The organism is Corallococcus sp. CA054B (assembly GCF_003611625.1).
GTDB lineage: Bacteria > Myxococcota > Myxococcia > Myxococcales > Myxococcaceae > Corallococcus > Corallococcus coralloides.
Genome location: NZ_RAVY01000057.1, coordinates 23,198 through 47,133, shown reverse-complemented (window position 1 = coordinate 47,133; position 23,936 = coordinate 23,198). Strand labels below are relative to the sequence as shown.

The 23,936-nt window shown below is 71.5% G+C and carries 17 protein-coding genes; 10 read left to right on the top strand and 7 right to left on the bottom strand.

All coding sequences use genetic code 11. From position 1 onward, the window contains the following. Positions 1 to 22: 22 nt before the first annotated feature. The 3 genes from D7V80_RS16440 to D7V80_RS16430 all read right to left on the bottom strand — a co-directional run bounded on the left by D7V80_RS16440 (position 23) and on the right by D7V80_RS16430 (position 5,383). Positions 23 to 2,164 (bottom strand): beta-propeller domain-containing protein, encoded by a 2,142-nt coding sequence (locus D7V80_RS16440; RefSeq protein ID WP_120589060.1) that lies wholly within the window; start codon positions 2,162 to 2,164, stop codon positions 23 to 25. A gap of 126 nt (positions 2,165 to 2,290) precedes the next feature. Beyond that, the gene (locus D7V80_RS16435) at positions 2,291 to 3,463 is read right to left on the bottom strand and encodes a TIGR02266 family protein (RefSeq protein WP_120589059.1); all 1,173 of its coding nucleotides are present in this window, start codon (positions 3,461 to 3,463) and stop codon (positions 2,291 to 2,293) included. Between the two features lie 93 nt (positions 3,464 to 3,556). Beyond that, on the bottom strand, positions 3,557 to 5,383 hold the full coding sequence (locus D7V80_RS16430; protein ID WP_120589058.1) for an Hsp70 family protein: 1,827 nt from the start codon (positions 5,381 to 5,383) through the stop codon (positions 3,557 to 3,559). A 269-nt stretch (positions 5,384 to 5,652) separates the two neighbouring features. Here D7V80_RS16430 and atpH point away from each other — a divergent pair, with 269 nt between their 5' ends. The 3 genes from atpH (at position 5,653) to atpA (ending at position 9,599) form a co-directional block, all read left to right on the top strand. Further along, positions 5,653 to 6,195 carry an ATP synthase F1 subunit delta gene (gene atpH, locus D7V80_RS16425; protein WP_120589057.1) on the top strand — a complete coding sequence of 181 codons (543 nt, stop codon included), beginning with the start codon at positions 5,653 to 5,655 and terminating at the stop codon, positions 6,193 to 6,195. Positions 6,196 to 6,418: 223 nt separating this feature from the next. After that, a complete protein-coding gene (locus D7V80_RS16420) occupies positions 6,419 to 7,834 on the top strand; it encodes an ATP-binding protein (protein ID WP_158616647.1) in 1,416 nt (471 codons plus the stop codon). A 217-nt stretch (positions 7,835 to 8,051) separates the two neighbouring features. Next, positions 8,052 to 9,599: a F0F1 ATP synthase subunit alpha gene (gene atpA / locus D7V80_RS16415; RefSeq protein ID WP_120589055.1), complete on the top strand. Its 1,548-nt coding sequence runs from the start codon at positions 8,052 to 8,054 to the stop codon at positions 9,597 to 9,599. An 80-nt stretch (positions 9,600 to 9,679) separates the two neighbouring features. Here atpA and D7V80_RS16410 read toward each other — a convergent pair whose 3' ends face one another. Continuing rightward, a complete protein-coding gene (locus D7V80_RS16410) occupies positions 9,680 to 10,528 on the bottom strand; it encodes an HAD family hydrolase (protein WP_120589054.1) in 849 nt (282 codons plus the stop codon). Positions 10,529 to 10,748: 220 nt separating this feature from the next. Between D7V80_RS16410 and D7V80_RS16405 the strand changes: the two genes are divergently transcribed. From D7V80_RS16405 to D7V80_RS16390, 4 genes are all read left to right on the top strand, one after another. After that, on the top strand, positions 10,749 to 13,346 hold the full coding sequence (locus tag D7V80_RS16405; protein ID WP_120589053.1) for a PAS domain-containing protein: 2,598 nt from the start codon (positions 10,749 to 10,751) through the stop codon (positions 13,344 to 13,346). Between the two features lie 70 nt (positions 13,347 to 13,416). Next, positions 13,417 to 14,283 carry an OmpA family protein gene (locus tag D7V80_RS43650; RefSeq protein ID WP_120589052.1) on the top strand — a complete coding sequence of 289 codons (867 nt, stop codon included), beginning with the start codon at positions 13,417 to 13,419 and terminating at the stop codon, positions 14,281 to 14,283. Between the two features lie 75 nt (positions 14,284 to 14,358). Beyond that, positions 14,359 to 15,228, top strand: coding sequence for a hypothetical protein (locus tag D7V80_RS16395; RefSeq protein WP_120589051.1), 870 nt, complete (start codon positions 14,359 to 14,361; stop codon positions 15,226 to 15,228). Between the two features lie 161 nt (positions 15,229 to 15,389). Beyond that, on the top strand, positions 15,390 to 16,226 hold the full coding sequence (locus D7V80_RS16390) for a hypothetical protein (protein WP_120589050.1): 837 nt from the start codon (positions 15,390 to 15,392) through the stop codon (positions 16,224 to 16,226). A 72-nt stretch (positions 16,227 to 16,298) separates the two neighbouring features. Here the strand turns inward: D7V80_RS16390 and D7V80_RS16385 are convergent, their stop codons facing one another. From D7V80_RS16385 to D7V80_RS16375, 3 genes are all read right to left on the bottom strand, one after another. Further along, positions 16,299 to 16,988 (bottom strand): NTP transferase domain-containing protein, encoded by a 690-nt coding sequence (locus D7V80_RS16385; RefSeq protein WP_120589049.1) that lies wholly within the window; start codon positions 16,986 to 16,988, stop codon positions 16,299 to 16,301. Between the two features lie 228 nt (positions 16,989 to 17,216). Next, on the bottom strand, positions 17,217 to 17,525 hold the full coding sequence (locus D7V80_RS16380; protein WP_014393223.1) for an HPP family protein: 309 nt from the start codon (positions 17,523 to 17,525) through the stop codon (positions 17,217 to 17,219). A gap of 130 nt (positions 17,526 to 17,655) precedes the next feature. Next, positions 17,656 to 18,192, bottom strand: coding sequence for a hypothetical protein (locus D7V80_RS16375; protein WP_199738681.1), 537 nt, complete (start codon positions 18,190 to 18,192; stop codon positions 17,656 to 17,658). Between the two features lie 201 nt (positions 18,193 to 18,393). Here D7V80_RS16375 and D7V80_RS16370 point away from each other — a divergent pair, with 201 nt between their 5' ends. The 3 genes from D7V80_RS16370 to D7V80_RS16360 all read left to right on the top strand — a co-directional run bounded on the left by D7V80_RS16370 (position 18,394) and on the right by D7V80_RS16360 (position 23,918). Beyond that, the gene (locus D7V80_RS16370) at positions 18,394 to 21,321 is read left to right on the top strand and encodes a hypothetical protein (RefSeq protein WP_120589047.1); all 2,928 of its coding nucleotides are present in this window, start codon (positions 18,394 to 18,396) and stop codon (positions 21,319 to 21,321) included. A gap of 31 nt (positions 21,322 to 21,352) precedes the next feature. Then, complete coding sequence (locus D7V80_RS16365; protein WP_120589046.1) at positions 21,353 to 22,543, top strand: OmpP1/FadL family transporter; 1,191 nt, start codon at positions 21,353 to 21,355, stop codon at positions 22,541 to 22,543. An 85-nt stretch (positions 22,544 to 22,628) separates the two neighbouring features. Further along, complete coding sequence (locus D7V80_RS16360) at positions 22,629 to 23,918, top strand: YecA family protein (RefSeq protein WP_014393219.1); 1,290 nt, start codon at positions 22,629 to 22,631, stop codon at positions 23,916 to 23,918. Positions 23,919 to 23,936 lie beyond the last annotated feature (18 nt).

Genomic DNA, 23,936 nt, shown 5'->3' with positions numbered 1-23,936 from the left:
GTCTGACCGCCCGCCCTCCCCCTCAGGGCGTGCTGACCTGGAACGGCACCGTGACGAGCGGCGTCTGGAGGCTTTGCACCTTCGACACGCGCACCCCCGCGTCGCTGATGGCGTAGACGTAGTCATCCGCCATCACGCTGCGGCGCACATCCGGCGTGTAGTAGTAGCTCCACTGCGGCAGGTTCTGGGTCTTGAACAGGTCCGACATGGGCACCGCGCCTACCGGGGAAATGCCCGCCGCCAGGTCCACGCGGAACACGCGCAGCTCCGTGCGGAAGCTCCGCCAGTAGTCGTCATGGGACATGTAGGACCTCGAGTAGTCCGTGAACGGGATGGCCACCAGCCCCTTGGCCGCGAAGTAGTTGAAGGCCTTGTGCTCGTAGAGGGCCTCGCTCCAGCCGTAGGCCTCGCCCACCAGCTGCGTGGAGACCTCCTTCGGGTTCGCCATGTCGCCCACGTCGAAGAGGGACAGCTTCAGCGCGCTCGTGCCGCAGCAGCCGCCGTTCGGATCCGTGTGGATGCCCAGGGTCAAGAGGTGGTGGTCGCCCACCGGGTGCATGTACGTGGAGAAGCCGGGGACCTTCAGCTCGCCCACCTTGCGCGGGTGGGCCGGGTCGCTCAGGTCGAAGGTGAAGAGCGGATCCACCTGGAGGAAGGTGACCACGTAGCCGCGATTGCCCACGAAGCGCGCGCTGAAGATGCGCTCGCCCTCGGCCAGGTCCTCGCTGCGGCCCAGCTCCGCCAGGTGCCCGTTCTCCACGCCCAGCGTCGTCACGCGGCTGGCCGTCGTGGTGCGGCCCCACCACCAGTCGGGATGCTCCGGCTCCGGGAGGCGCGTGGTGACCGTGGTGGCCATGCGCAGCACGCCCTCGTACTCGTCCAGGGCGAACTGGTTGATGGGCATGCCCTCCACCGTCCCGGAGCCCACGTACACCGCGCGGCCCGGCTGGCGCAGGTCGAACTTGTGCAGGTAGGTGAAGTCCTTCTGCCCCACCTCCGGCCACCACCAGTAATGCGAGTGCGCCAGGTACAGCGATTCCCTGGACGCGTAGACCGTGCCCGGCTCCGCCACCAGGCTGGTGCGCCCCGGCGCCGCCGTGCGCGCGTCCAGGTCCAGCGAGGCCACCGTCACGAAGCCCAGCGCGGACGGCGCGTTGCTCCGGTAGAAGTCACCGCAGGACGTGGGCAGCGACGTCTCCACGCCCGCCGCGTCCACGTGCTTGCCCGCGGGCAGCCACTGGTCCAGCGTGTTCGCGCGGATGTGCTTCTCGTTCTCGGCGATGAGCGCGTCGAGGGTCTGGGTGAGCTTCTCCTCGTCCTTGTAGAGGTCCTCCGAGTATTCCACCCAGAACTTCACGGCCTCCGGCCAGCGGAACGCGTCCGACAGCACCAGCCGCACGTTGCTGTCCACGCGGCGCGCCTGGTTGAAGACGCCGGGCAGGTAGACCTGATCCACCACCGTGGGGTGCGCCACGTCCGACACGTCCACCGTGGTCACCTTGGTGCTGTCCGCGTTGTAGTAGCCGCAGCCGAAGCCGTAGCAGGCCATGTCCGCGACAGGCACCATGCCTCCGCCCACGCCCCCGCCCTTCGCCGGGGTGCCCGGCAGCGACCGGGCCACCTGCGAGACGATGACCAGCCGGTTCTGCGCGTCGAGCAGCATCTCCCGGGGCCAGCCCTCCACCTCCAGCGTCGCCGCCAGCGTGAGCTGCTCCGCGGGCCACGAGCGGTGCGCGTACAGCCGGTTGCCCGACAGCACGAAGATGCGCGTGCCGTCGTTCTGCACGAAGTCCGACTCGTGCACGCCCTCCACCTGGTTGTTGGTGCCGGTGGAGTCCTTCGGCGCCTGGCTGCCGGAGCCGGACGTCACGCCGCCCCCCGCCGAGTCCTCCGTGGGCATCGGCCCGAAGACGACGCCGCCGCGCGTCCCCCGGCCGAAGCGCTCCCAGTAACCGGGCTTCTGCTGCTCCAGGCTCGCGCGCATCTGCTTCGTCGCGGTGTCCTCGATGTACTGCTCCAGCGCCGAGCAGTCGTTGAAGGTCTCCAGCTTCAATGACTGCTGCACGGGTTCATTGGCCAGCCCCTCCAGGGCCTTGCCCCCGCTGTCACCGCACCCCACCGCCAGGAGCGTGAGCCCCACCGTTCCGAAAAGACGCAGCCGCATGCGTGAATCCTCCCTCGAAAGCCTCGCGGGGCCAGGCGCTTTGCCATGCCCATGCCAGGGGAGGATCCCGTCGCGTCTGTCTGTGATTGCGGGGGGTTGGGCAGCGCGCGGGGTCCGCCACCGCTCTCAGAAACCTGAGGCGCGCACGGGACTCGCGGTGGGAAAACCGAGGGACTGGGGCACGAAGCGCACGAAGCGCTGCTGCAGCTGCGCGTCCATGCCTTCCAGCCGCAGCCCCATGCCCGTCTGCGAGCGGAACCCGCTCCCCATCCCGGGCGGGTTGCACCACGCCACCACCGCCTGCGCCTCGCAGGGCGTGCGCTGGCCGGCCATCACCAGGCGCAGGGACAGCCGCGAGCCCTCGCGCGCGGGCGTGAGCGTGCGCACGAAGAGGCCCTGCGGGCTGGCGTCGTGGCTGAAGCCGCTGAGCGTGGGCCCTCCCGGCGTGTTGAACTCCACCACGGTGAAGAAGGGCACCCGCTCCGCGGCCCTCAAGGGGACCGTGCCCGGAGACAGGCGGGCCAGCACCATCGCCAACAGCTCGTCCGCGCCCAGCTGCCGCTTGAGCAGCAGCGGCGCGCCGCTCAGCTCCTGCGCGCGGGCCAGCACGTCCGGCGCCTCCTCCACCCGCGACATGAGGACCAGCGGCTTGCGCGCGAACTGCTCGCGCAGGCGCGTGGCCAGCGCCAGGGCCTCGCGAGGCAGCCGCGACACGTCCACCACGAAGCCGTCCAGCCTTTCCCCGTGGGTGGCGGCCTGGGCCGCCGCGTCGTCCAGGTCCTTGGCGTAGAGCACGTGCAGCCCCTCGTGCTCCAGCGCTCCGCCCAGGAAGGTGTGCAGGAACCGGCCGCCCTCCACCAGCAGCACGCCCCGGCCGCGCGGCGGGCCCGTCCAGGCGCGCTCGCGCGACAGCCGCACCGCGGCCACCTTCGCCGCCAGCGCCTCCTGGCTCACCGGCTTGGGCAGGAAGTCGTCCGCGCCCGCGCGCCCGCAGTGCATCACCTCATGGGGCTCGTCCGCCGCGGTGAACATCACCACCGGGACATTGCGCCCCGCCGGGTGCGCCTTGACCATGCGGCAGGCCTCGTCCCCCTGGAGCTTCTCCAGGTGCAGGTCCATCAGGATGAGCGCCGGCGTCCGCTGCGCCAGCTCCGCCAGGCACGCATCCGCGCCCTCCAGCCCCACCGCGTCACAGCCCATGCGCGACAGGTGCAGCCGCATCACGTCCCGCGCCGTCCGCGAGTCGTCCACCACGAAGACCAGATCTCTCGGGCGAGGAGAAAAGCCGGGGGTCGTCATGACTCCCGGAGATACGCGGACTCCAGGGATGGCACCACGCACCCGGCGCCACAACGTGCGCTGGTGGACGCCTGTTCCGTGCGCCGCGGGACGTCAGCCGCGGGGCTCCGCGCGGCCGGACAGCAGCTTCGTGAGCTGACGGGCAATGAGGGCGCACTGCGCGGCGTCACCGGCGGCCAGCGCGTCCTTGCCGCCCACCAGGAGCTGCTGCACGGTGCCCACGGCCGACTCGGCCTCCGGGCTGGGGTTCTCCCGGGCGCTCTGCTGGAGCAGCCGGGCCAGCTTCTCCCCGCGCTCCAGGAGCTTGCGGAAGGTCTCCTCCGCCTTGCGCGCGTCCACCACGCCCTGGGCCTGGGCGTAGTGGGACTGCTCCTGGCCCAGCTTCTCCGCCTCGCCCTGCGGCAGGCCGGCCCGCGCCTCCAGGCGCACCAGGTCCATGTTGCCGGAGGTCAGGTCGGTGGCCTTCACAGAGAGGATGCCCTCGCCGGACAACTCGAAGACGACCTCCAGCGGCGTCTCCCCGCGGTTGGCGACGTGCAGGTTCTTGAGGACCACCTCGCCCAGCTTGTGGTTCTCGTCCTGGAACTCGCTCTCCCCCTGGTACACGGGGATGCGCGCCTCGGACTGGCCGGAGGTGCCCGGGAAGAAGATGTCGCGCGCCACCACGGGCACGCCCGTGTTCTTGGGGATGAGCCGCTTCACCCGGCCGCCCATCACCCCCACGCCCAGGCTCTGGCTGGCCACGTCCAGGAGCAGCGCCTGCCCCGCCTGGCGGACCAGCTCGTCCGCCTGCACCGCGGCGCCCAGCGCCACGGCCTCGTCCGGGTGCACGTCCGTGGAGGGCGCGCGGCCGAAGAAGTCCGCCACCAGCCGGCGCACCAGCGGCACGCGGGTCATCCCGCCCACCAGCAGCACCACGTCCACCGAGCGCGGATCCATCCGCGCCTCCGCCATCACGCTCTTGCAGACGTCCAGGCAGCGGCGCGACAGCGGCTCGGAGAGCGTCTCGAAGAAGCTGCGCGTGAGCGCGGTGTTGATTTCGGTGAAGCGCTTCACGCCCGCCGTGTGGTCGCCCAGGCCGGACACTGAGATGAGGGCCTCCTCGGACTCGGTCAGCTCGCGCTTGGCCGCCTCCGCCGCCACCTTCAAGCGCCGCAGCGACTGCGCGTCCTTGGAGACCGCCTCCTGGAAGGGGTCCTCCACCTGCGCCAGCAGCCACTGGACGATGCGTTGATCGAAGTCCTCGCCGCCCAGCGCGTGGTCGCCGCCCGTCGCCTTCACCTCGAAGACGCCCGCCTTCACGTCCAGGATGGACACGTCGAAGGTGCCGCCGCCCAGGTCGAACACCAGCGCGCTGCCCTCGAAGCCGCGCGACAGGCCGTACGCCAGCGCCGCCGCGGTGGGCTCGTTGACCAGCCGCACCACCTCCAGCCCCGCGATGGCCGCCGCCTCTCGCGTGGCCTGGCGCTGGTTGTCGTCGAAGTTCGCGGGGACGGTGATGACGCACTTGCGCACGTCGCACCCGAAGTGCGCCTGCGCGTCCAGGCGCAGCTCGCCCAGGATGAAGGCGGACACCTGCGTCACCGGCAGCACGCGGCCGGACAGCTTCACGCGCACGTCGCCCGTGGGCCCGGCCACCAGGGGGTACGGCACCACCGCCTTCGCCTGCTGCACCAGCTCCGGCGTGTAGCGGCGGCCCAGGAAGCGCTTGGTGGCCCACACCACCGCGTCCGGGTGCTCCTCCCCCAGCGCCTGGGCCGGCCGCCCCACCAGGCGGTCGCCCGCCCGGGTGAGGCCTACCACCGAGGGCGTGAGGCGTCCTCCCGAGCGCGAGGGGATGAGGCGCGGACGGCCGTCTTCCACGGTCGCGACGACGCTGTTGGTGGTGCCCAGGTCGATGCCGATGACAGGTTCTTGCATGGCGAGGGGTGGGGCCCACGCTACGGGTAAGCGCCCGCTTCCGCCAAGTCCTGTCGCACCCAGGCCGTCCGTTCCCGGGCGCCGGACTGCCTCAAAGGGCCCCCTCGGGCTCTGAAGACGGCCACCAGCACACACCCGGAGCGCCCATTCGGTGACGCTTCCCTGCTCGCCCTCTCCAGCCCCGGGAGGCCCCGAGCGGCCACGGCGATCCACGCATGGCGCCGGCATCATTGCCGCCAGGGACGCCCCATGCTAAGGGCGCCAGCGTCATGGTGAACGTCTCCATCGCCCGCCGCTACGCCCGCGCCATCCTCGACGTCGCAGCGGAAGGCAACCGCACCGACGCCGTCGCCGAGCAGCTCAACGCCTTCGCCGCCGTCGTGGGCAAGAGCGCCGACCTGTCGGACGTGTTGCTCAACCCCGCCTACAGCCGCGCCCAGCGCAGCCGCGTGGTGGAGGCCCTGCTCCAGGCCATGCCCTCCCCCGCCGAGCCCGCGCTGGCCAACGCGGTGCGCCTGCTGGTGGACCGCAACCGCCTGGGCTACCTGCCCGACATCGCCCGGCTCTACCGCGACATGGCGGACGCCCGCGCGGGCCGCGTCCGGGGCCAGGTCACCAGCGCCGTCCCGCTCTCCGCGGACGCCGTCGCCCAGCTCCAGCAGTCGCTCCAGCAGCTCACCCAGCGCAACGTCGTGCTGGAGACCAAGGTGGACCCCGCCCTGCTCGGCGGTGTGGCCGCCCAGGTCGGTGGCACCCTCTACGACGGCTCCCTGCGCACGCAGCTCGAGCAGATGCGCCGCGAGCTGAAGTAACCCCCTCTTCACTCCCGGTGCGGCAGACGCGCCGGGTTGTCAGGGTTGCCCCGTAGTCCTAGTCAAACCTGTATTTCCTGTCGGCTCTGGGAATGGGTATACTTCTGGGCAACGCGGACAAGCCCGCGTTTTCCGAGACGACCCGCCCATGCCGCAGCCTGTGTTCCAACGGCTTCCCGGAGCCCTTCCGACCCCGGGGGTTCCCGAGGAAACCCTGCCCTTCTTGAGTGCGTTGCTCAACGCGCCGGGTTGGGGAGTGGCGCTGGTGGATGGGGACTCCCGCCTCGTCTGGATGAACGACCTGCTGGCTTCGCTCGGCGGCCGCCCGGCACAGCTGTGCGTGGGGCGCTTCCTGTCGGAGGTGTGGCCCGGCCTGGCGCCGCCGCTGTCGCCGCTGCTCGCGCGGGCGCAGTCCGGTGAGCGCGTGGCGGAGGAGATGGTGTCCGGCCGCTTCGGCGAGGTGGGCACGCTGCGCCACCTGACCGTGAGCGCCATGCCGGCGGCCCCTGGGGCACCTGCGTCCGGCGTGCTGCTGCTCCTGCGGGACTCCTCCGCGCGCCTGCGCGAGGAGGCGGCGCTGCGCGCGAGCGAGGAGCACATGCGCTCCATCGTGGAGATCTCCTGCGACGGGTACTTCTTCCACGACCGCGGGCAGTTCCTGGAGATCAGCCCCGGCCTAGGGCGCCTGCTGGGCTATTATGAGACGGCGGAGCTGATCGGCCGGAACATCCTGGAGTGCGTGGCGCCGGAGTTCCGCGCCCCCGCGCGCGACGTGATGGACCGCGGCGTGGAGGCCCCGTACGAGCTGGCCGTGCTCCACCGCGACGGCCGCCGCATCCCCGTGGAGGTCATGGGCCGGCCGGCGACGTTCCAGGGCCGCTCGGTGCGCATGGGCGCGGTGTGGGACGTGAGCATCCGCAAGGCCGCCGAGGAGCGCCTGATGCGGATGGAGCACTTCCGCGACCAGTTCCTGGACGCGGCGGGGGACGGCTTCAAGGCCCCGCTCCAGTCGCTCCAGTGCGACGTGCTCGCCCTCCAGCACGCGCCGTCGATGCCGGAGGGCCTGACTGACCAGGTAGGGCGGGTGGGCGCGGGCGTGCGCCGGGTGGAACGGCTGATCCGCCAGCTGCTGGATTTCACCCGCGCCCGGCTGTCCAACGGCCTGCCCGTGCACACCTCCTCCGTCGACCTGGGGCAGCTGGCGGAGCGCGTGCTGGCGGACCGGCAGCGCGCCCACCCGGGCCGCGACCTGCGGCTCGTGGCCAGCGGCGACCTGAAGGGCACCTGGGATGGCGAGCGGCTCTCCCAGCTGATGGACTCCCTGGTGGGCAACGCCCTGCACCACGGCCCGGCGTCTTCATCCGTGGTGCTCCAACTGACGGGGCGCTTCGACGGGGTGACGGTGCAGGTGCACGACCCGGACTGCCGCGTGCCGCCGGAGTACCAGGGCACCCTCTTCGAGCCGTTCAAGCACCGCGCCCTGTGCTCCGCGGATGACGGGCTGGGGCTGTCGCTCTTCATCGTGCGGCAGATCGCCCTGGCTCACGGCGGGCGCATCTCCGTGGAGTCGGGGGCGGCGGACGGCACCCGCTTCATCGTGTGGCTGCCCCGCGAGGACGGCCCCTCTTCCGGCGTCTAGCCGGCTCCCAGGCCATGCGGGCGGGCAGGCCCCCCTGCGTCCGGGCCGCCGGCTTACGTGCGCGATAAAGGGGTGCGGGGGTGGGGGAAGGCCCTGGCGCGTGGTGCGTTGCGAGAGTCCCGGTGCCCGTGATAGGGGGCCACCCGGTACATCAAGATTCGCGGCGGCCATCCCCGTTCTCCTCAGGCCGCCCCCTCCGCAAGGACGCTAGACGCCCATGGAAATCCGCGCCGACGAGATCAGCAAAATCATCCGGGAGCAGATCAAGGACTACGGCAAGAAGGTCACCGTCGCCGAGACCGGCACCGTGCTGACCGTGGGCGACGGTATCGCCCGCGTGTACGGCCTGGAGGGCGCGCTCGCCGGTGAGCTGGTGGAGTTCGCCAACGGCGTGCAGGGCCTGGTCCTCAACCTGGAAGAGGACAACGTCGGCGTCGCCATCATGGGCGAGTTCAAGGACATCCGCGAGGGTGACTCCGTGAAGCGCACCGGGCAGATCGCCTCCGTGCCGGTGGGCAAGGGCCTGCTGGGCCGCGTGGTGAACGCGCTGGGCCAGCCGGTGGACGGCAAGGGTCCCGTCGAGGCCACCGAGCACCGCCGCCTGGAGGTGAAGGCGCCCGGCATCGTGAAGCGCAAGTCCGTGCACGAGCCCCTGCAGACGGGCATCAAGGCGCTGGACGCCCTGGTGCCGGTGGGCCGCGGTCAGCGCGAGCTCATCATCGGCGACCGCCAGACGGGCAAGACGGCCGTCGCCATCGACGCCATCATCAACCAGAAGGGCCTGGGCGTTTACTGCATCTACGTCGCCATCGGGCAGAAGCAGTCCACCGTCGCGCAGGTGGTGGAGAAGCTGACCAAGCACGGCGCCATGGAGTACACGACGGTCGTCGCGGCGAACGCGTCCGACCCGGCGCCCATGCAGTACTTCGCGCCGTACGCGGGCGTCGCCATCGGCGAGTACTTCCGCGACAACAAGATGCACGGCCTCATCGTGTACGACGACCTCTCCAAGCAGGCCGTGGCGTACCGCCAGCTGTCCCTGCTCCTGCGCCGCCCGCCGGGCCGCGAGGCGTACCCCGGCGACGTGTTCTACATCCACAGCCGCCTGCTGGAGCGCGCCGCCAAGCTGTCCGACGAGGAGGGCGCGGGCTCCCTCACGGCGCTCCCCATCATCGAGACGCAGGCGGGTGACGTGTCCGCCTACATCCCGACGAACGTCATCTCCATCACCGACGGGCAGATCTTCCTGGAGACGGACCTGTTCTTCTCCGGCGTCCGCCCGGCCATCAACGTGGGCCTCTCCGTGTCGCGCGTGGGTTCCGCGGCGCAGATCAAGGCCATGAAGCAGGTCGCGGGCTCCATGAAGCTGGAGCTGGCGCAGTACCGCGAGCTGGCCGCCTTCGCCCAGTTCGGCTCCGACCTGGACAAGGCCACGCAGGAGACGCTGGCGCGCGGCGCCCGCATGGTGGAGCTGCTCAAGCAGGGCCAGTACGAGCCGCTCTCCGTCGAGCGTCAGGTCATCCAGATCTACGCCGCGACCAACAAGGACGACGCGGGCAAGCGCGGGTGGATCCGCAACGTGCCGGTGGGTGACGTGGTCCGCTGGATGAAGGAGATGCTGGAGTTCGTGGACAGCAAGTACCCGAACATCGTCTCCGACCTGGTCGCCAAGCGCGAGCTGACCGCCGACATCAAGGCGAACATCAACAAGGCGCTGACCGAGTTCAACGACCTGTTCCAGGCGACCCCGGGCGCCAAGGTCTAGTTTCGCGCCCCACGCGCGGTTGCCGTCACGGACAGCCCCGCCCTCCCTTTTCGCAGGGAGGCGGGGCTTTTCGTTTGCCTTCAGCGCAGCCGGGGCAGGATGGCGCGCAGGCTCTTGTCCGCGCTGCCCCGCGCGCCCAGCCGCTGCACGGCGGCGCGCTCGTAGGGCATCACGTTGGCGCGCTCCACCAGCTGCACGTGCGCGCCCAGCGCGGCGGGCATGGCCAGGTCCAATTCGAAGATGTCACCCGCGACCAGCGTGGACTCCGGGCCCGTGTGCGTGGCGTCCCAGATGCGCTTGAGCGCGGAGAAGTAGCGCCCGCGCCGCAGGTACACCGGCCGGCCCAGCACGCCGTCCAGGTGGAGCGCGTCCGGCAGCGCGTCGAAGCGCGCGTCCTTCGGCTCCGTGTCCTCCAGCTGGAACTTGCGCGCGTCGCCGAAGACCTTCAGCCGCTCGCGGCCCTTGGGGGCCAGCTTGTCCAGCTTCGCCTCCACCAGCTCCGTGTGCGCGTTCGTCACCACGGACACGGGCAGGCCCGTGGCGAGCAGCGCCTCCAGCACCTCCTTCGCCTCCGCCTTGAAGGCCGTGGCCGAGTGCCGGTACGCCTCCCGGTACAGCGACTGCACCGTGTCCGTGCGCAGCGCTTCGTCGTCGCCCTTGCCGAAGCGCTTGAGCAGCCGGTGCGCGGTGCAGGTGGCCGTCAGGTAGGGGTCCGCGGTCGCAGGCGCCACGATGCGCCCCGCCACCTCCCAGCCGTACTGGTCCACGCCCTCATGCAGCGCGGCGACCTCCTCCGCCCACGCCTGGGACGCGTCCTGCCCCAGCACCCCGTACAGCGCGTCCTGGAAGTGCTTGAGGAAGGGCTCGCCCTCCGCCAGCACGTCCGTGAAGGTCCCATCGAAGTCCAGCACCACGCACGCGATTCCCATCCACCCATCCTTCTTGCAGCCCGGCCGCTTCGAAGCGCGGCCGTGAACGAAAGCCCTGAATGACGCCCCGTTGGCCGCTCCGAATCAAGCCCCCTGCCCTGCCTCCGGGTGGAGGCGGGTGCCAACTCCCGGAAAGCCGGATGGAACCCAGGTCGGGTGGTCCCACGCCTCCCGCACCCCCACCGTAGAGCCTCCCGCGGGGGAGGGGGGCTCCGCGCCCATGTCCGAGCCGACTGGCACCTTTCTGGCGGAGTCCACACCCGTGCCGCAGGAGTGGCTGCGCACGGTGTTGCACCTCTTGCCGGTGGGCGTGGTCATCGTGGACACGGCGGGCCGCCTGCTCGCGGCCAACGCCGCCGCGAGCGCGCTGTGGGGCCAGGACGCGCTGGCGCGGATGCAGCTGGAGCAGTTCGACACCTTCGAGGCGTACTGGCCGGGCACGGGCAGGCGCCTGCGCGGCGAGGAGTGGGCCGTGGCGCGCACGCTGCGCACCCGGCAGACCGTCTCCAACGAGGAGGTGGACATCGTCGGGAAGGACGGCGCGCGCCGCACCATCCTCAACTCCTCGGCGCCGCTGTACTCGGCGGAGAGCGGGCTGGTGGGGGCGGTGAACATCAACGTGGACATCACCGAGCGCAAGTCCACCGAGCGCGCGGAGTTCTTCGTCAGCGAGGCGAGCCGGCTGCTCGCCGAGTCCCTGGACTGGGAGACCACGCTCAAGGCCGTGGCACGGCTGGCCACGCTGGAGTGGGCGGACTACTGCATGGTGGACGTGCTGGGGCCGGACGGAGCGCTGCACCGGCTCGCGCTCAGCGCGAGGGACCCGCGCAAGCAGTCGCTGCTGGACCAGACGCTGTCCTTTCCGCCGGAGGCCGGCTCGGACACGCCGCTGGGCCGGGCGTTCGCGCGCGGCAAGCCCGTGCTCATCGCGGACATCACGCCCGACTGGTTGGATCAGGTCTCCCGCTCGAGCGAGCACCGCCGGCTGCTGGAGGCGCTGGCGCCGCGCTCGTCCATGCTGCTGCCCCTGGCGGTGGGGCGCCGGCGCTTCGGCATCATCAACCTGGTCTCCGCGTCGCCCGCGCGCCGCTACACGAAGCGGGAGCTGGGCTACGCCACGGAGTTCGCGCGCCGCGCCGCCCTGGCGGTGGAGAGCGCCCGGCTGTACCGCGAGGCCCGCGAGGCCCTGCGCGAGCGCGACGCCTCCGCGGCCATGCTGGAGTCCTTCTTCGCCGCGTCGCCGGTGGGCATGGGCTTCGTGAACCAGGACCTGCGCTACGTGCGGCTCAACAAGGTCATCGCGGAGAACAACGGCATCCCCCTGGAGAAGCACCTGGGCCTCACGCCCCGCGAGCTGATGGGCCCGGCGGGCGGCCCCATCGAGGACCTCCTGAGCCAGGTGCTGGAGTCGGAGGAGGCCGTGGTGGACGACCCGGTGGAGTACGTGAAGGGCCCGGAGCCGCGCACCTTCCTGGCCACGTACTTCCCCGTGCGCTCCGGCGAGGAGCTCCTGGGCGTGGGCGGCGTGGTGCGCGAAATCACCGAGCAGCGCCGCATGGAGACCCACCTGCGCTTCCTCACGGACGCCACCACCCGGCTGGCCACGTCCCTGGACTGGCGCACCACCGTGCGCAACGTGGCGGAGCTGGTGGTGGCGCAGATGGCGGACTACTGCCTGGTGGACATGCTGGGCGAGGACGGCCAGCACCTGGAGCGCGTGGAGCGCCGCGCCCGCAATGGCAGGCTCCAGGCCCGGCTGGAGAAGTCCATGCCCTACGCGCCGCAGCCCGGCGCCCAGACCCTGCTGCGCAAGGTGCTGGAGACGGGGCGCTCGGAGCTGGTGGCGGAGGTGGATGAAAACGCCATGCGCGCCTTCGCCGTCAACGAGGTGCACCGGGAGGTCCTGGAGGGGCTGAGTCCGCGCTCGGTGATGGTCGTCCCGCTGATGGCGCGCGGGCGCACGCTGGGCATCGTGAGCGCGGCGACGTGCTCGCCCACGCGGCGCTTCAACACGCGGGATTTGTCACAGCTGGAGGACCTGGCCTGGCGCGCGGCGCTGGCCGTGGACAACGCGCGGCTGTACCGGCAGGCGGAGCAGGCCGTGGCCGCGCGCGACGAGTTCGTGGCGGTGGCGACGCACGAGCTGCGCACGCCCCTGTCCGCGCTGCACCTGCAGCTGTCGTCGCTGCAGCGCACGGTGGACAAGCTCGCGTCGGATGAATCCGAGCGGCTGGCCCAGGGGCTGTCGGGGGCGCTCCGGCAGGCGGACCGGCTGGCGCGGCTGGTGGCGCACCTGTTCGACGTGGCCCGGCTGGGCACGGGGCAGATGGCGCTGGAGCTGGGCGCGGTGGAGCTGTCCTCGCTGGTGCACGCGCTGGTGGCGCGGATGGAGGAGGCGCTGGCCACCGCGGGCTGCGTGGCGGTGGTGCACGCGGACCAGCCGGTGGTGGCGCTGGCGGACCGGCCTCGCGTGGAGCAGGTGCTGATGAACCTGCTCACCAACGCGATGAAGTACGCGCCGGGCCTGCCGGTGGAGCTGTACGTGGAGCGCGACGGAGAGCAGGCCATCATCGCCGTGCGCGACTGGGGCCCCGGCATCCCCCCGGAGGCGCGCGAGCGCATCTTCGAGCGCTTCGCGCGCAACAGCGGCGAGCACGCGCGCGCCAGCCTGGGCCTGGGCCTCTACATCTCCCGGCAGCTCGCCCGAGCGCACGGCGGCGACCTGTTCGTGGAGGCGCCGCCGGAGGGCGGGCCCGGCTCGCGCTTCGTGCTGCGCCTGCCCCGGTGGAAGAAACCGTCCGGGGCGGCCCCCGGCTGAAGCAGGCGGGCGCATGTCGCACGGCGCCACCTTGCCGCCCACACCCGGGGGGCCATTACCCTTCAGGGCCATGGACGACGCGCGAACGACAGCAGCGCTCGGACGCTGGCGGTGGCTGCCCTGGGGGCTGCTGGCCGTCGCGGTGGTGGTGGCCTCCACGGGCGCGTGGCTGGGCTCGCGCTCGCTCCACGCGCTGGAGACCCGGAGCGCGCAGCTGGAGCGCGAAGCCTCCGAGTCGGAGACCCACGTCGCGCAATTGCAGACGCTCCGTCAGGCCATGGAGCGGCGGCTGCGCACGCTGGAGCGTCAGCAGCAGGCGCAGGAGTGGGGCGGCGCCGCCGCGGAGCTCCAGGCGAAGAGCGCGGAGGCGCAGCGCACCAGGCGCGAGGCGGCGCTCGAGACGCTGGGCATGACGCTGAAGGACGCGCTCCAGGCGGGCGACGTGGCCGTGGCGCTGGAGGACGACGCCCTGCGCGTGGAGGTGTCCGAGCGGATCCTCTTCGCGCCCGCCACCACGTCGCTCACGCCGGAGGGCGCTGGCGTGTTGAAGCAGGCCGCGGCGGTGCTCCGGGGGCCGCTCGCCGACCACCGCGTGGCCGTGGAGGCCCACACCGACGAGGTGCTCCCCACCGCGCCCGGCGCGCCTGCCACCACCGCGTGGGAGTTGTCCGCCGCGCGGGCCGTGGTGGTGGTGCGGCAGCTGGGCGAGCGCGAGGGACTGGCTCCAGAGCGGCTGAGCGCCACGGGCCACGCCGCGTACCGGCCGCTGGTGCCCAACGACAGCCCGCCCCACCGCGCCAGCAACCGGCGCGTCACGCTGCGGCTGTCCCCCACGCCGGTGACGCCGGAGAGCGCGGCCGTGGCGCGCACGGAGCCGCCGCCGCGGCCCATGAAGCGCCTGGCGAAGGCCAAGGCGAAGAAGACGGCGCAGCGCTGACGGAGTGAATAGAACCGGCGGGCCCCACGTCGGGGAAGCAGAGGGGCTTCTCCCCGCCCCTGCCCGGAGCCTCCCGTGTCCGCCTTCCGCCCCGCGCTGTGCGCCGCCTTCGCCGCCGGCCTCCTCCTGGCCGCGCCCGCCGCCGAGGCCCGCTTCGGCAAGAGGTCCTCTGGCACCTCCGACGACACGGGCGCCAAGAAGATCCACGCGGCCACGCCCATCCGCTCCAGTTCCCAGGACGACGCCCCCAGTGACACGCCGCCGCCCTCGGGCGACGACGATGACTGCTGCGACACCGCGCCCGCGTCCAGCCCGCCCTCGTACTCCGCCCATGCCTACGGTGAAGCAGTCCTGGCAGGCGAGGAGCTGCTCACCGCCGCCCTGGCGGCTTCCCACGCGCAGGCCCTCCGCGAGCAGCGCCCCTCCCCGCCGCTCGACGTGCGCCTGGGCCTCAACGTCGGCGCCATGGGCGGCGGCACCGCCGGGGACGTCTTCCTGGGCATCGAGGGCGAGGCGCTGGGCTTCAGCATACAGGGCACGCAGCTGACGCTGCCCACCGACGACGGCACGCGCGGCACGGACGACATCCGCCTGGCGACCATGCACCTCACCTACGCGCCCGTGTCCACCGACCGCGTGCGCTGGCGCCTGGAGGGCGGCCTCTCCACCGCCCACGCGCCGGACGTCTTCTTCGTGGGCCCCAGCGTCGCCACGTCCCTGGAGGTCTGCGTGGCGGGCCCGCTGGACCTGGAGGCGCGCGTGCAGGGCACGGCCGGCACCTACCGGCAGGTGGACGCGAGCGCGGGCCTCGCGCTGCACCTGGGCGCCCTCAACGTGCGCGGCGGCGTGCGCGGCCTCATCCTGGACGACGCGGGCCGGGTGGACGGCATCCAGCACGTGGACAGCTTCGTGGGCCCCTACGCCGGCGTCGGCCTGGCCTTCTGAAGCACCCGCATGTCCGGGGGTGCACATGCCCCCTTCCGGACACCGCCCCCCTTCCCCGGGGCCCTGGTTTCACCAGGGGTGATGAGGGTTGAATATTCCGGGCGAGCAGGCGTCCACATGCCGCGGCCCATCCCGTGGGCCCATGAAGAGGAGAGGTCGCCGTGGGCTTCTGGAAGACGCTGTGTGCCGCGCTGGCTGTCGCCGTCCTGCTGGGCTCCGCGCCCGCCGAGGCCCGCTTCGGCAAGCGCTCCAAGCCGACCAGCTCCGACTCCAAGGACTCCGACGACAAGGACGGCAAGAAGGAGCACCGCGCCACCCCGGTGGGCCGCCGCGCCTCGGACGCGCCGGTGCGCTCCAGCGTGCGCTCCTCCGGCGTCGGCATCGGCTGGTTCGACGTCCTCTTCATCTCTGGCCCCGCCAGCTACCACCGCCGCGCGCGCGCGGAGGTGCCCCGAGGCCAGCGCGCGCCCCGGCCCGCGCCGCTCGTGCACCTGAACGTGCAGGGCAACAGCTTCGGCGACGTGGGCGGCGCGCTGGACCTCTTCATGGCCCTGGACGGCCAGCGCTGGGGCATGGACGCGCGCGTGAGCGGCATCGCGCTGGAGGCGGATGACGGCTCGGTGGACACGGACCGGCTGACGCTGCTGGACGCGCACCTGACCCTTTCGCCGTGGTCCACCGAGCGCGGCCGCTTCCGCCTGGAGGCCGGCATCGCCAGCGCGCACGCCCCGGACGCCATCTTCGTGGGCCCCAGCCTCGCCGCGTCGCTGGCGGCGTGCCTCGGCCCGTCGCCCTTCGACGTGGAGGCGCGCATCCAGGTGGTGCCCTTCCCGCACCGCCAGGTGGACATGCAGGCCGGCCTCGCGCTGCACCTGGGCGCCCTCAACCTGCGCGGCGGCTGGCGCACCCTGTACCTCAGCGACGGCGGCCACCTGGACGGCGTGGTGCACGCGGACCGCTTCACCGGTCCCTACCTGGGCCTGGGCCTGTCGTTCTGAGGGCCGGAAGGCTGAAGTAAAAACTCCCGGGGTGCCCGCACCGCGCGGGCCCCGGGAGTCTTCGCGTCGGGGCTACTCCTCCGACGACGCCGCGTAGGACGCCGGGGTGGTGTCCGCCCCGGAGCCGTTGGACGCGCCCGCGCGCTTCATGCGCCGCTTGGGCGGCGGGGCCAGCTTGGGCTCCATGCTGAAGACGCGCCCGTAGATTTCAGGCGTGTTGATGTTCACGATGACGCCGGGGTCCTTCACGTTCAGGCGGCGCGGATTGATGACCTTGAGCGCCGCCTCCAGGTCCTCGCCCTCCGCCTCCAGGAGCTTGCGCGCCGCGCCCTTGGACAGCACCACCGGCCAGCCCGTGGCGTTGTCGTACTCCGGCCTGATCGCCATGACGCCCTCGGTGCCGCCGCGCTCCATGTCCTTGAGCATGGACTTCACGGTGGTGACCCGCAGCGCGGGCATGTCCACCGGATGCACCAGCACCACGTCCGCGTCCTCGGCCATGGCCGCCTCCAACCCGGCCTTCACCGACGAGAGCAGGCTGCGCTCCCAGTTCGGACTCGTCACCAGCTCCAGGCTCGGGTGCTGCTCGCGCACCGCGGCCTCGTCGCTGCCCACCACGCCCAGCACCCCGCACCCCGCCTTTCCGAAGGTGGACGCCAGCGACTGAAGGAAGCTCTTGCCCCCTTCATGCTCGATGAGCGCCTTGGGGTGGGACATCCGCCGGGCCTTGCCCGCCGCAAGGATGATCGCCACTGCCTTCATGACCCGCCTCCTCGCCCTCGACGGAAAGCCGGGGGCACCGCCAACAGGCTGTTGACCTCCTCCCGGGATTGCAGCCCGCCCGCCAGTACGAGTCGTCAGACAGCCGCCAGTCACACGAGGAGGTGTTCGCTGCCGGCCCTTTGGGCAAGGGTGGGTGTCCACCAGCGGTCAGCCGGACTGGCGAAGGGACTTGCCCTCCCCCGCGCCGGATGGGCGCCGGGTGGCCCTTCAGTGCAGCCAGCCGCTGGAGGCCGCCAGCCGCAGCGGGGCGGCCGTCTCCACGGTCGTTTCTTCCGGCGCCGCCAAAGCCTTCACGGTCAGAATTTCAGCCAGCCGGGCCAGCGGGCGGCGGCGGGCCACGCGGTGCAGCTCGTCCTCCGTCACCTCGCCCAGCAGGTCGCCCCCACGCCCCTCCACCACGGGCAGCACGTGCACGCCATGGCGATACATCTGCTGGAGCGCGCCCAGGACGGTGTCCTCCGGGAACAGGGTGATGGCGCGGGAGACGAGGTTCTGGAACTCAGGGCTGCGGCACATCGACACGTGAGGCCTCCGGTGCTCGGCGTTCGGGCGCCGTGTGCCGGAAGGCCTTAGCAATCCGCTTGCCGACGTCCGCGCAGGGGATCCGGAGCGGCTCCAGGCCCCCCGCGGATCCGCCTGCCCGCCCCTACTTCTTCGGCGCGGGCTTCACCGACTCCACCATCTTGCGGAAGCCCTTCTCCGCGCCGTTCACCGTCTTCTCCGGCCCGGTGAGCTTGTAGAAGATGGCGCCCTCCGGCCCCTCCACGATGGCGCCGCGCAGCTTGAAGTTCGGCTTGGGCGTGGAGGGCCCCATCATGGGACCGCCGCCCGCGTACGTGCCCTTCACCTCCACCGTGGTGACGGGCAGCCCGTTCACCTTCTCCTGCTTCGTCTTCGCGTCCTTGTCCTCCAGGGGCTTGCCGTCGGGCTTCTGGAACTGCGCCACCCAGCGCTTCACGTTCGCGTCCACCGCGCCGCCCTGCCCCTGCCCGAAGTAGAAGACAGCCAGCTCCGCGTCTTCCGCGTCCCCCTTCACGGCGGGCACCTTGTACGTCGCGGCGCGCATCGGACGGGGCGGCTGGGCGGCCCACTCCGGCGGCGCGCTCCACGTCAGGCCCCCGGCCTCCTCCGCGCTCGCGCTCATCGCCACGGTCATCGCCAACACAGTCAGCAGTCGTTTCATGGACGGCAGCGTATCCGCGTTCCTCCGCGCGTCACGCCCCTCGCGCCGCTCACGCCGCCCAAGACGTCCACCTGCGTGCACGCGCGGGAACCCCATAGCTGACTCGGCGCGTCAATCCCTCTCACTTTGTGACCGGTGGAGGGCGTGCTACTCACTGACGTGTTTCCAGCAGTTCACCTTGGGCTGGAGGGGAATCCCACCATGAAGAAACAGTTGTTCCTCGGGGCCATGGCCCTGGGAGCCGTCGCCTGCACGCCGGAGATTGAGCAGGAGGCTCCGAATCTGAACGTCGGCCTCGCGGAGTTCGACCCTTCGGCGTCTCCCGCCGTGGTCCCCTCTCCCAACGACCTGGCCATCGTCACCATCGACGCGCAGACGAAGCGGGTGAACGCGCCCATCAATCCGGCGGCGTCCCCCGCGGAGCAGGAGTTCACGCGCGACTACCTGAACTCGCTCAACGGCTTCCCCACGTCCGCCATCGCGAGCACCAAGATCAAGGACCTGGATCCGAGCTCGGTGAGCCCGAAGACGGTCATCTTCATCGACCTGTACCAGGGCACGCCGCTGGCGACGAAGCCGGTGACGCCGACCCTCGCGTACAACGAGGACACGGACCTCCTCAACATCATCCCCCCGGTGGACCTGAACACGGGCCTGCCGGCGTGGCCGAAGGGCTCGCGCTACGCGGTGGCGCTGGTCGGCGGTGAGAACGGCCTGAAGACGACCTCGGGCCAGCCCCTCATCGGCTCCGCCACGTGGGCCTTCATCAACTCCGACAAGTCGCTGGTCACCTGCGAGGACCTGACCTCGCCGGACTGCGGCCCGGCCACGGAGCTCATCCCCTCCACGGAGACGGATCCGGCCAAGCGCCTGGCGGACCAGACCAACAAGTCCCTGCAGCTGGAGCAGCTGCGCCGCGGCTACGCGGACGTCTTCAACAAGGCCCTGGCCCCGCAGGGGTTCAAGCGTGAGGACATCGTCCTCATCTGGACCTTCAGCATCCTCAACCAGCCGGAGGCCACCATCAACCTGGCGGCCAACGAGCGGCTGCCGCTCATCGTCCCCTTCCCCAACAACCTGATCCGCAAGGCGGACGGCAGCGGCCTGGACTTCCCGGTCCCGACGACGCCGGGCCTGCAGCAGGACCTGTTCACGGGCCTCAACACCCTGGACGGCTTCTCCACCACGGGCGCCACCGTTTCGGAGAACGGCGACACCACGGGCGTGCTGGACGGCACCATGTACCGCGTGGCCTCGGACGGCCCCGCCCCCAAGCTGGATCCGGAGTCGCTGGCGGACGGCGTGAAGTTCTTCAAGGTCAACAACCTGGACAAGGGCACCCAGCCGGACGTGGTGACCTGCCTGGTGAACAACACCGGTGACTGCGGCACCAGCGTGGGCGCCGAGGGCGTCATCGCCGTGCCCCAGCAGCTGCAGATCATCCCGAAGGCGCCGCTGGATGGCGCCACCGAGTACGGCGCGGTGATGACCACGGACCTGAAGGACGAGAAGGGCCGCAACGTGGCCCCGTCCACGGCCTTCGCGCTGCTGCGCCTGGCCAACCCGGTGTACGACGAGGTCAACCAGAAGAGCCTCATCTCCTCCGTGCCGAGCGACCTCGCCAAGCTGCTGGAGCCGCGGCGCAAGCTGCTCAAGCCCTACTTCGACAAGGTGGCGGCGCCGGTCAAGGACGGCGGCTTGGGCATCCCGCGCTCGAAGATCGCGCTCGGCTGGAACTTCACCACCCAGAGCACCACGTCCGTCCTGCAGCAGCTGTACACGCTGCCCGGCGGTGTCTACGGGACGTCCGTGGCGCCCAGCTACGTCTTCCCCATCACGGCGCAGGTGAAGGGGTCGATGGCCGGCGCGAATCCGCCGTTCCCCAGCGGCAACATCGGCGAGATCTACGAGGTGATGGCGACCACGCCGTGGCTGCTCACGGGCCCCTTCGGCACGCTGAATCCGGGCGCGCCGCGCAACACGCGCTACCCGTTCATGCTGTTCCTCCCGAAGGAGGCGGCGCCCGCCACGGGCTATCCGGTGGTGGTGTTCGGCCACGGCCTGACCAGCAACCGCACCTCGGCGGTCAGCGTGGCCAACACGCTGACCGGCGCGGGCTACGCGGTGGTCGCGATGGACGCCGTCTACCACGGTGAGCGCACCAGCTGCGTGGGCTCCGCCGCGGTGCTCCCCACGCCGAACCCGGTGGGCGACGACGCCGCGTGCGCCAACCCCGCCACCCAGCGCTGCGACAACGACCCCCAGAGCGTGTCCTACGGCCGCTGCGTGGCGCGCACCATCGAGACCCGCGCGTCCTGCGCCGCCGCAGCGCTGCCGCCGGGTGTGCCGGGCGACGTGTACTGCGCCAACATCATCTCCCCGTCGCAGGGCCGCTGCATGGCGGACAACCTGTGCGAGGGCGGTGACTTCCTGCGCGACAAGGGCGTCCCGGCCATCTCCGGCTGGAACTTCCTGAACCTGGGCAACCTGTTCACCACGCGCGACAACTTCCGCCACCACGTGGTGGACTTCGCCCAGCTCACGCGCGTGCTGAACAGCGACGAACTGGCTGCGGTGGTCAAGCTGGACGCGGCCCAGGTGGACTACGTGGGCCAGAGCCTCGGCGGCATCATGGGCACCATGTCCACCGCGGTGTCCCCGCGCGTGCGCCGCTCGGTGCTCAACGTGGCCGGTGGCAACCTGGCCGGCGTGCTGCTGACCGCGGAGAGCTTCGAGAAGCAGCGCACCGCGTTCCTGCTCCAGCTGTCCCAGGCGGGCATCAAGCCGGGCATGCCGACGTTCGACACGTTCATCAGCCTGGCGAACACCATCCTGGACCCGGCGGACGCGCGCAACTACGCGTACCTGCTGGAGAACAACCCGGCGGCCGGTGAGGACCCCGCCGTGCACCGCGCGTTCATCCAGTACATCGCGGGCGACAAGACCATCCCGAACGCCAACACCCTGGCGCTGATCAACGCGGCCAACCGCAAGGACGCGCCCCGCACGGTGGCTACGTACATGTACCCCGCGTCGGAGTCGCCGGCGGGCCACAGCTTCCTGGCCTTCAGCCAGAACGCCCAGGACCAGGTCGTCGACTTCCTGCTGACCGGCGCCCAGCCCAACTAACGCGAACCACTGAGAGAGGAATCAAACACCCATGAAAAAGACACTCTCCCTCGTGGCGATTCTGGCGGCCGGTACCAGCCAGGCCGCGGGATTCCAGGTCGACACCCACAGCGCTCGCGCCACCGGCGCGGGCGGCGCCGCCACGGCGTGGCTGGAGGACTCGTCCTCCATCTATTACAACGTGGCGAACATGGTCGGCGTGAAGAAGCTCGACATCACGCTCGGCGACACGGGCATCCTCCCCAGCATCACGTTCCAGCGGCCGAACATGGAGGCGGAAGGGCAGCGCACCACGCTGTCTCCTCCCCCGCACCTGTTCGTCGTCTACAAGCCGTTCGAGAAGGCGGCGTTCGGCGTGGGCGTGTTCACGCCGTACGGCGCGCGCAGCCGCTGGGAGGAGGGCTTCAGCGGCCGCTTCCGCGGCTACGAGTCCTCGCTGGCGACGTACTACATCAACCCGTCGTTCGCGTATGAGCTGCACCCGCGCTTCCGCTTCGGCGCGGGTCTGGACATCGCCCGGGCCACCATCGAGCTGACGCGCGGCCTGGACTTCGTGAACAGCGAGGGCGCCGTCCACCTGGGCGGCGCGGACTGGGGCTCCGGCTTCAACATCGGCGTGCAGGCCAAGCTGCTGGACAACCTGGACATGGGCCTGCACTACCGCAGCGCCATCGACATCGCGTTCCAGGGCCAGGCGGACTTCCAGAACATCCCGGTGGAGTTCCAGAGCCGGCTGACGGACCAGAAGGCGCACGCGGACGTCGTCCTGCCGTCCACCGTGACGGCGGGCCTGGCGTACCGGCCGCTGAACAACCTGCTCCTGGCGTTCGACGCGAGCTGGGTGGACTGGTCCACGTTCTCGGAGCTGGCCATCCGCTTCGAGAACCCGTCCATCGACAACCCGCTGCCCAAGCGCTGGCGTGCGAAGTGGAAGTACTCGCTGGGCGGCGAGTACGGCGTGACGGACGCGCTGCAGGTGCGCCTGGGCTTCACCTACGACCCGTCCCCCAGCCCCAACAACACGCTGACGCCGGACCTCCCGGACGCCAACCGCTTCAAGGTGTCCGTGGGCGCGGGCTACCAGTTCAAGCCGTTCCGCGCGGACCTGGGCTACCAGTTCGTCGCGCTGGCGGACAAGGAGAGCACGGCCCCGGGCATGCCGGGCACGTACTCCGGCAACGCGCACGTGCTGGGCCTGACGCTGGGCTTCAACCTCCAGTAACCGGCTGAGCACTTCCTGAAGCACCGGGGCGCCCGGCTCCTTCCGTTCATGGAAGGGCCGGGCGCTTTCGCTTACGGTGCCGGCCGTGAGCCCTTCCAAGCCCGGCCGCAACGACCCGTGCCCCTGTGGCAGCGGGAAGAAGTACAAGGCCTGTCACGCCGCCGAGGACCGCGCGAAAGCCGCGCCGCCTCCCACCGCCCCCGCCCACCCGCTGAAGCAGGACCTGGAGGCGGCCATGTCGCTCCTGGGCGACGCGGACGTGTCCCGCCTGTCCCAGGCGCTGGAGCACCTGGGCGTGCTGCTCCAGGCCGCGGGGCCCCAGCCGGGGCTCCGCTATGACGACAAGGCCTTCAGCGACCACGTGGGTCAGGCGCTCGCGAAGCTGGCCGCGCAGGAAGGCCTGGACGCGCTGGAGGCGCGCAACAGCCTGCGCGTGGGCGTGGTGCGGGAGCTGGGCACGCGCGGCTTCCAGGAGAAGCTGGGCGCGGGGCTGCTCGCGCAGGCGGCGAAGAGCGGGCGCACGCCGGAGGAGCGGCGCGCGCTGTGCGTGGGCGCGCTCCTGGCCACGGCGGCGAAGAAGACGGGCAAGGTGCGGCCGGAGGACAACCCCGTGCTGGACGTCGTCTTCGACGTGCAGTTCCGCGAGTGGAGCCAGAAGCACGCGGAGGTGGTGCGCAAGTACGAGTCCCTGGTCGCGGGCATGGAGCAGGAGGACCTCACGCCCGAGGCCTCGGAGGCGCTGCGCAAGGCGGAGGCCGGCGAGCTGGACGCGCTGGTGAAGCACGTGCAGGCGGACCCCGCGCTGGTGGAGCGCATCTCGCGCGAGGCGAAGGAGCGCGCGCAGCGGGTGGAGGCGAAGCTGCGCGACCCCGCCACGCCGTCCGTCTTCTCTCCGGAAGAGGAGCTGTGGCTCACCGTCGCGCTGTGGGAGCCGCTGCGCGCGATGAAGTCCCAGCCCAAGGAGCCGGAAGCGCGGAGGCAGGTCATCGCCGCGCTCCTGCGCGCGGTGAAGGGCGCGGTGGACGCGGACTTCCTCGAAGGGATGCTGGAGCGCATGCGCGAGGGAGCGAAGGACCCGGCGGCGGACGAGCCCACGCGCGAGTGGCTCACCGACGCGGCCATCGCCTTCGAGGCGGAGCCCGCGCGGCTGGTGCTGGCGGCGCTGCTCACCGCGCGGCAGGAGGCGAAGGGGCGGAGCGCGGAGGAGCTGGTGGCGCTCGCGGACCTGAAGGCCCTGCCCGCGTGGACGCCGGAGCAGCTGGAGCCCTACCGGCAGCTCCTGGAGAAGGAGGGCCGCGCATCCGGCGCCGAGCGGATCCGCCGCGCGCAGGACTGGCTGCGCGAGCATCCCGTGCAGCTGGACGCGGAGGCCTGACGCGCCTTCACCCCCACT

Excerpts from the sequence above, each read along its gene's own strand:
- D7V80_RS16440 (WP_120589060.1), bottom strand. The coding sequence starts at position 2,164 with ATGCGGCTGCGTCTTTTCGGAACGGTGGGGCTCACGCTCCTGGCGGTG.
- D7V80_RS16435 (WP_120589059.1), bottom strand. The coding sequence starts at position 3,463 with ATGACGACCCCCGGCTTTTCTCCTCGCCCGAGAGATCTGGTCTTCGTG.
- D7V80_RS16430 (WP_120589058.1), bottom strand. The coding sequence starts at position 5,383 with ATGCAAGAACCTGTCATCGGCATCGACCTGGGCACCACCAACAGCGTC.
- atpH (WP_120589057.1), top strand. The coding sequence starts at position 5,653 with ATGGTGAACGTCTCCATCGCCCGCCGCTACGCCCGCGCCATCCTCGAC.
- atpA (WP_120589055.1), top strand. The coding sequence starts at position 8,052 with ATGGAAATCCGCGCCGACGAGATCAGCAAAATCATCCGGGAGCAGATC.
- D7V80_RS16410 (WP_120589054.1), bottom strand. The coding sequence starts at position 10,528 with ATGGGAATCGCGTGCGTGGTGCTGGACTTCGATGGGACCTTCACGGAC.
- D7V80_RS16405 (WP_120589053.1), top strand. The coding sequence starts at position 10,749 with ATGTCCGAGCCGACTGGCACCTTTCTGGCGGAGTCCACACCCGTGCCG.
- D7V80_RS43650 (WP_120589052.1), top strand. The coding sequence starts at position 13,417 with ATGGACGACGCGCGAACGACAGCAGCGCTCGGACGCTGGCGGTGGCTG.
- D7V80_RS16385 (WP_120589049.1), bottom strand. The coding sequence starts at position 16,988 with ATGAAGGCAGTGGCGATCATCCTTGCGGCGGGCAAGGCCCGGCGGATG.
- D7V80_RS16380 (WP_014393223.1), bottom strand. The coding sequence starts at position 17,525 with ATGTGCCGCAGCCCTGAGTTCCAGAACCTCGTCTCCCGCGCCATCACC.
- D7V80_RS16375 (WP_199738681.1), bottom strand. The coding sequence starts at position 18,192 with ATGAAACGACTGCTGACTGTGTTGGCGATGACCGTGGCGATGAGCGCG.
- D7V80_RS16370 (WP_120589047.1), top strand. The coding sequence starts at position 18,394 with ATGAAGAAACAGTTGTTCCTCGGGGCCATGGCCCTGGGAGCCGTCGCC.
- D7V80_RS16365 (WP_120589046.1), top strand. The coding sequence starts at position 21,353 with ATGAAAAAGACACTCTCCCTCGTGGCGATTCTGGCGGCCGGTACCAGC.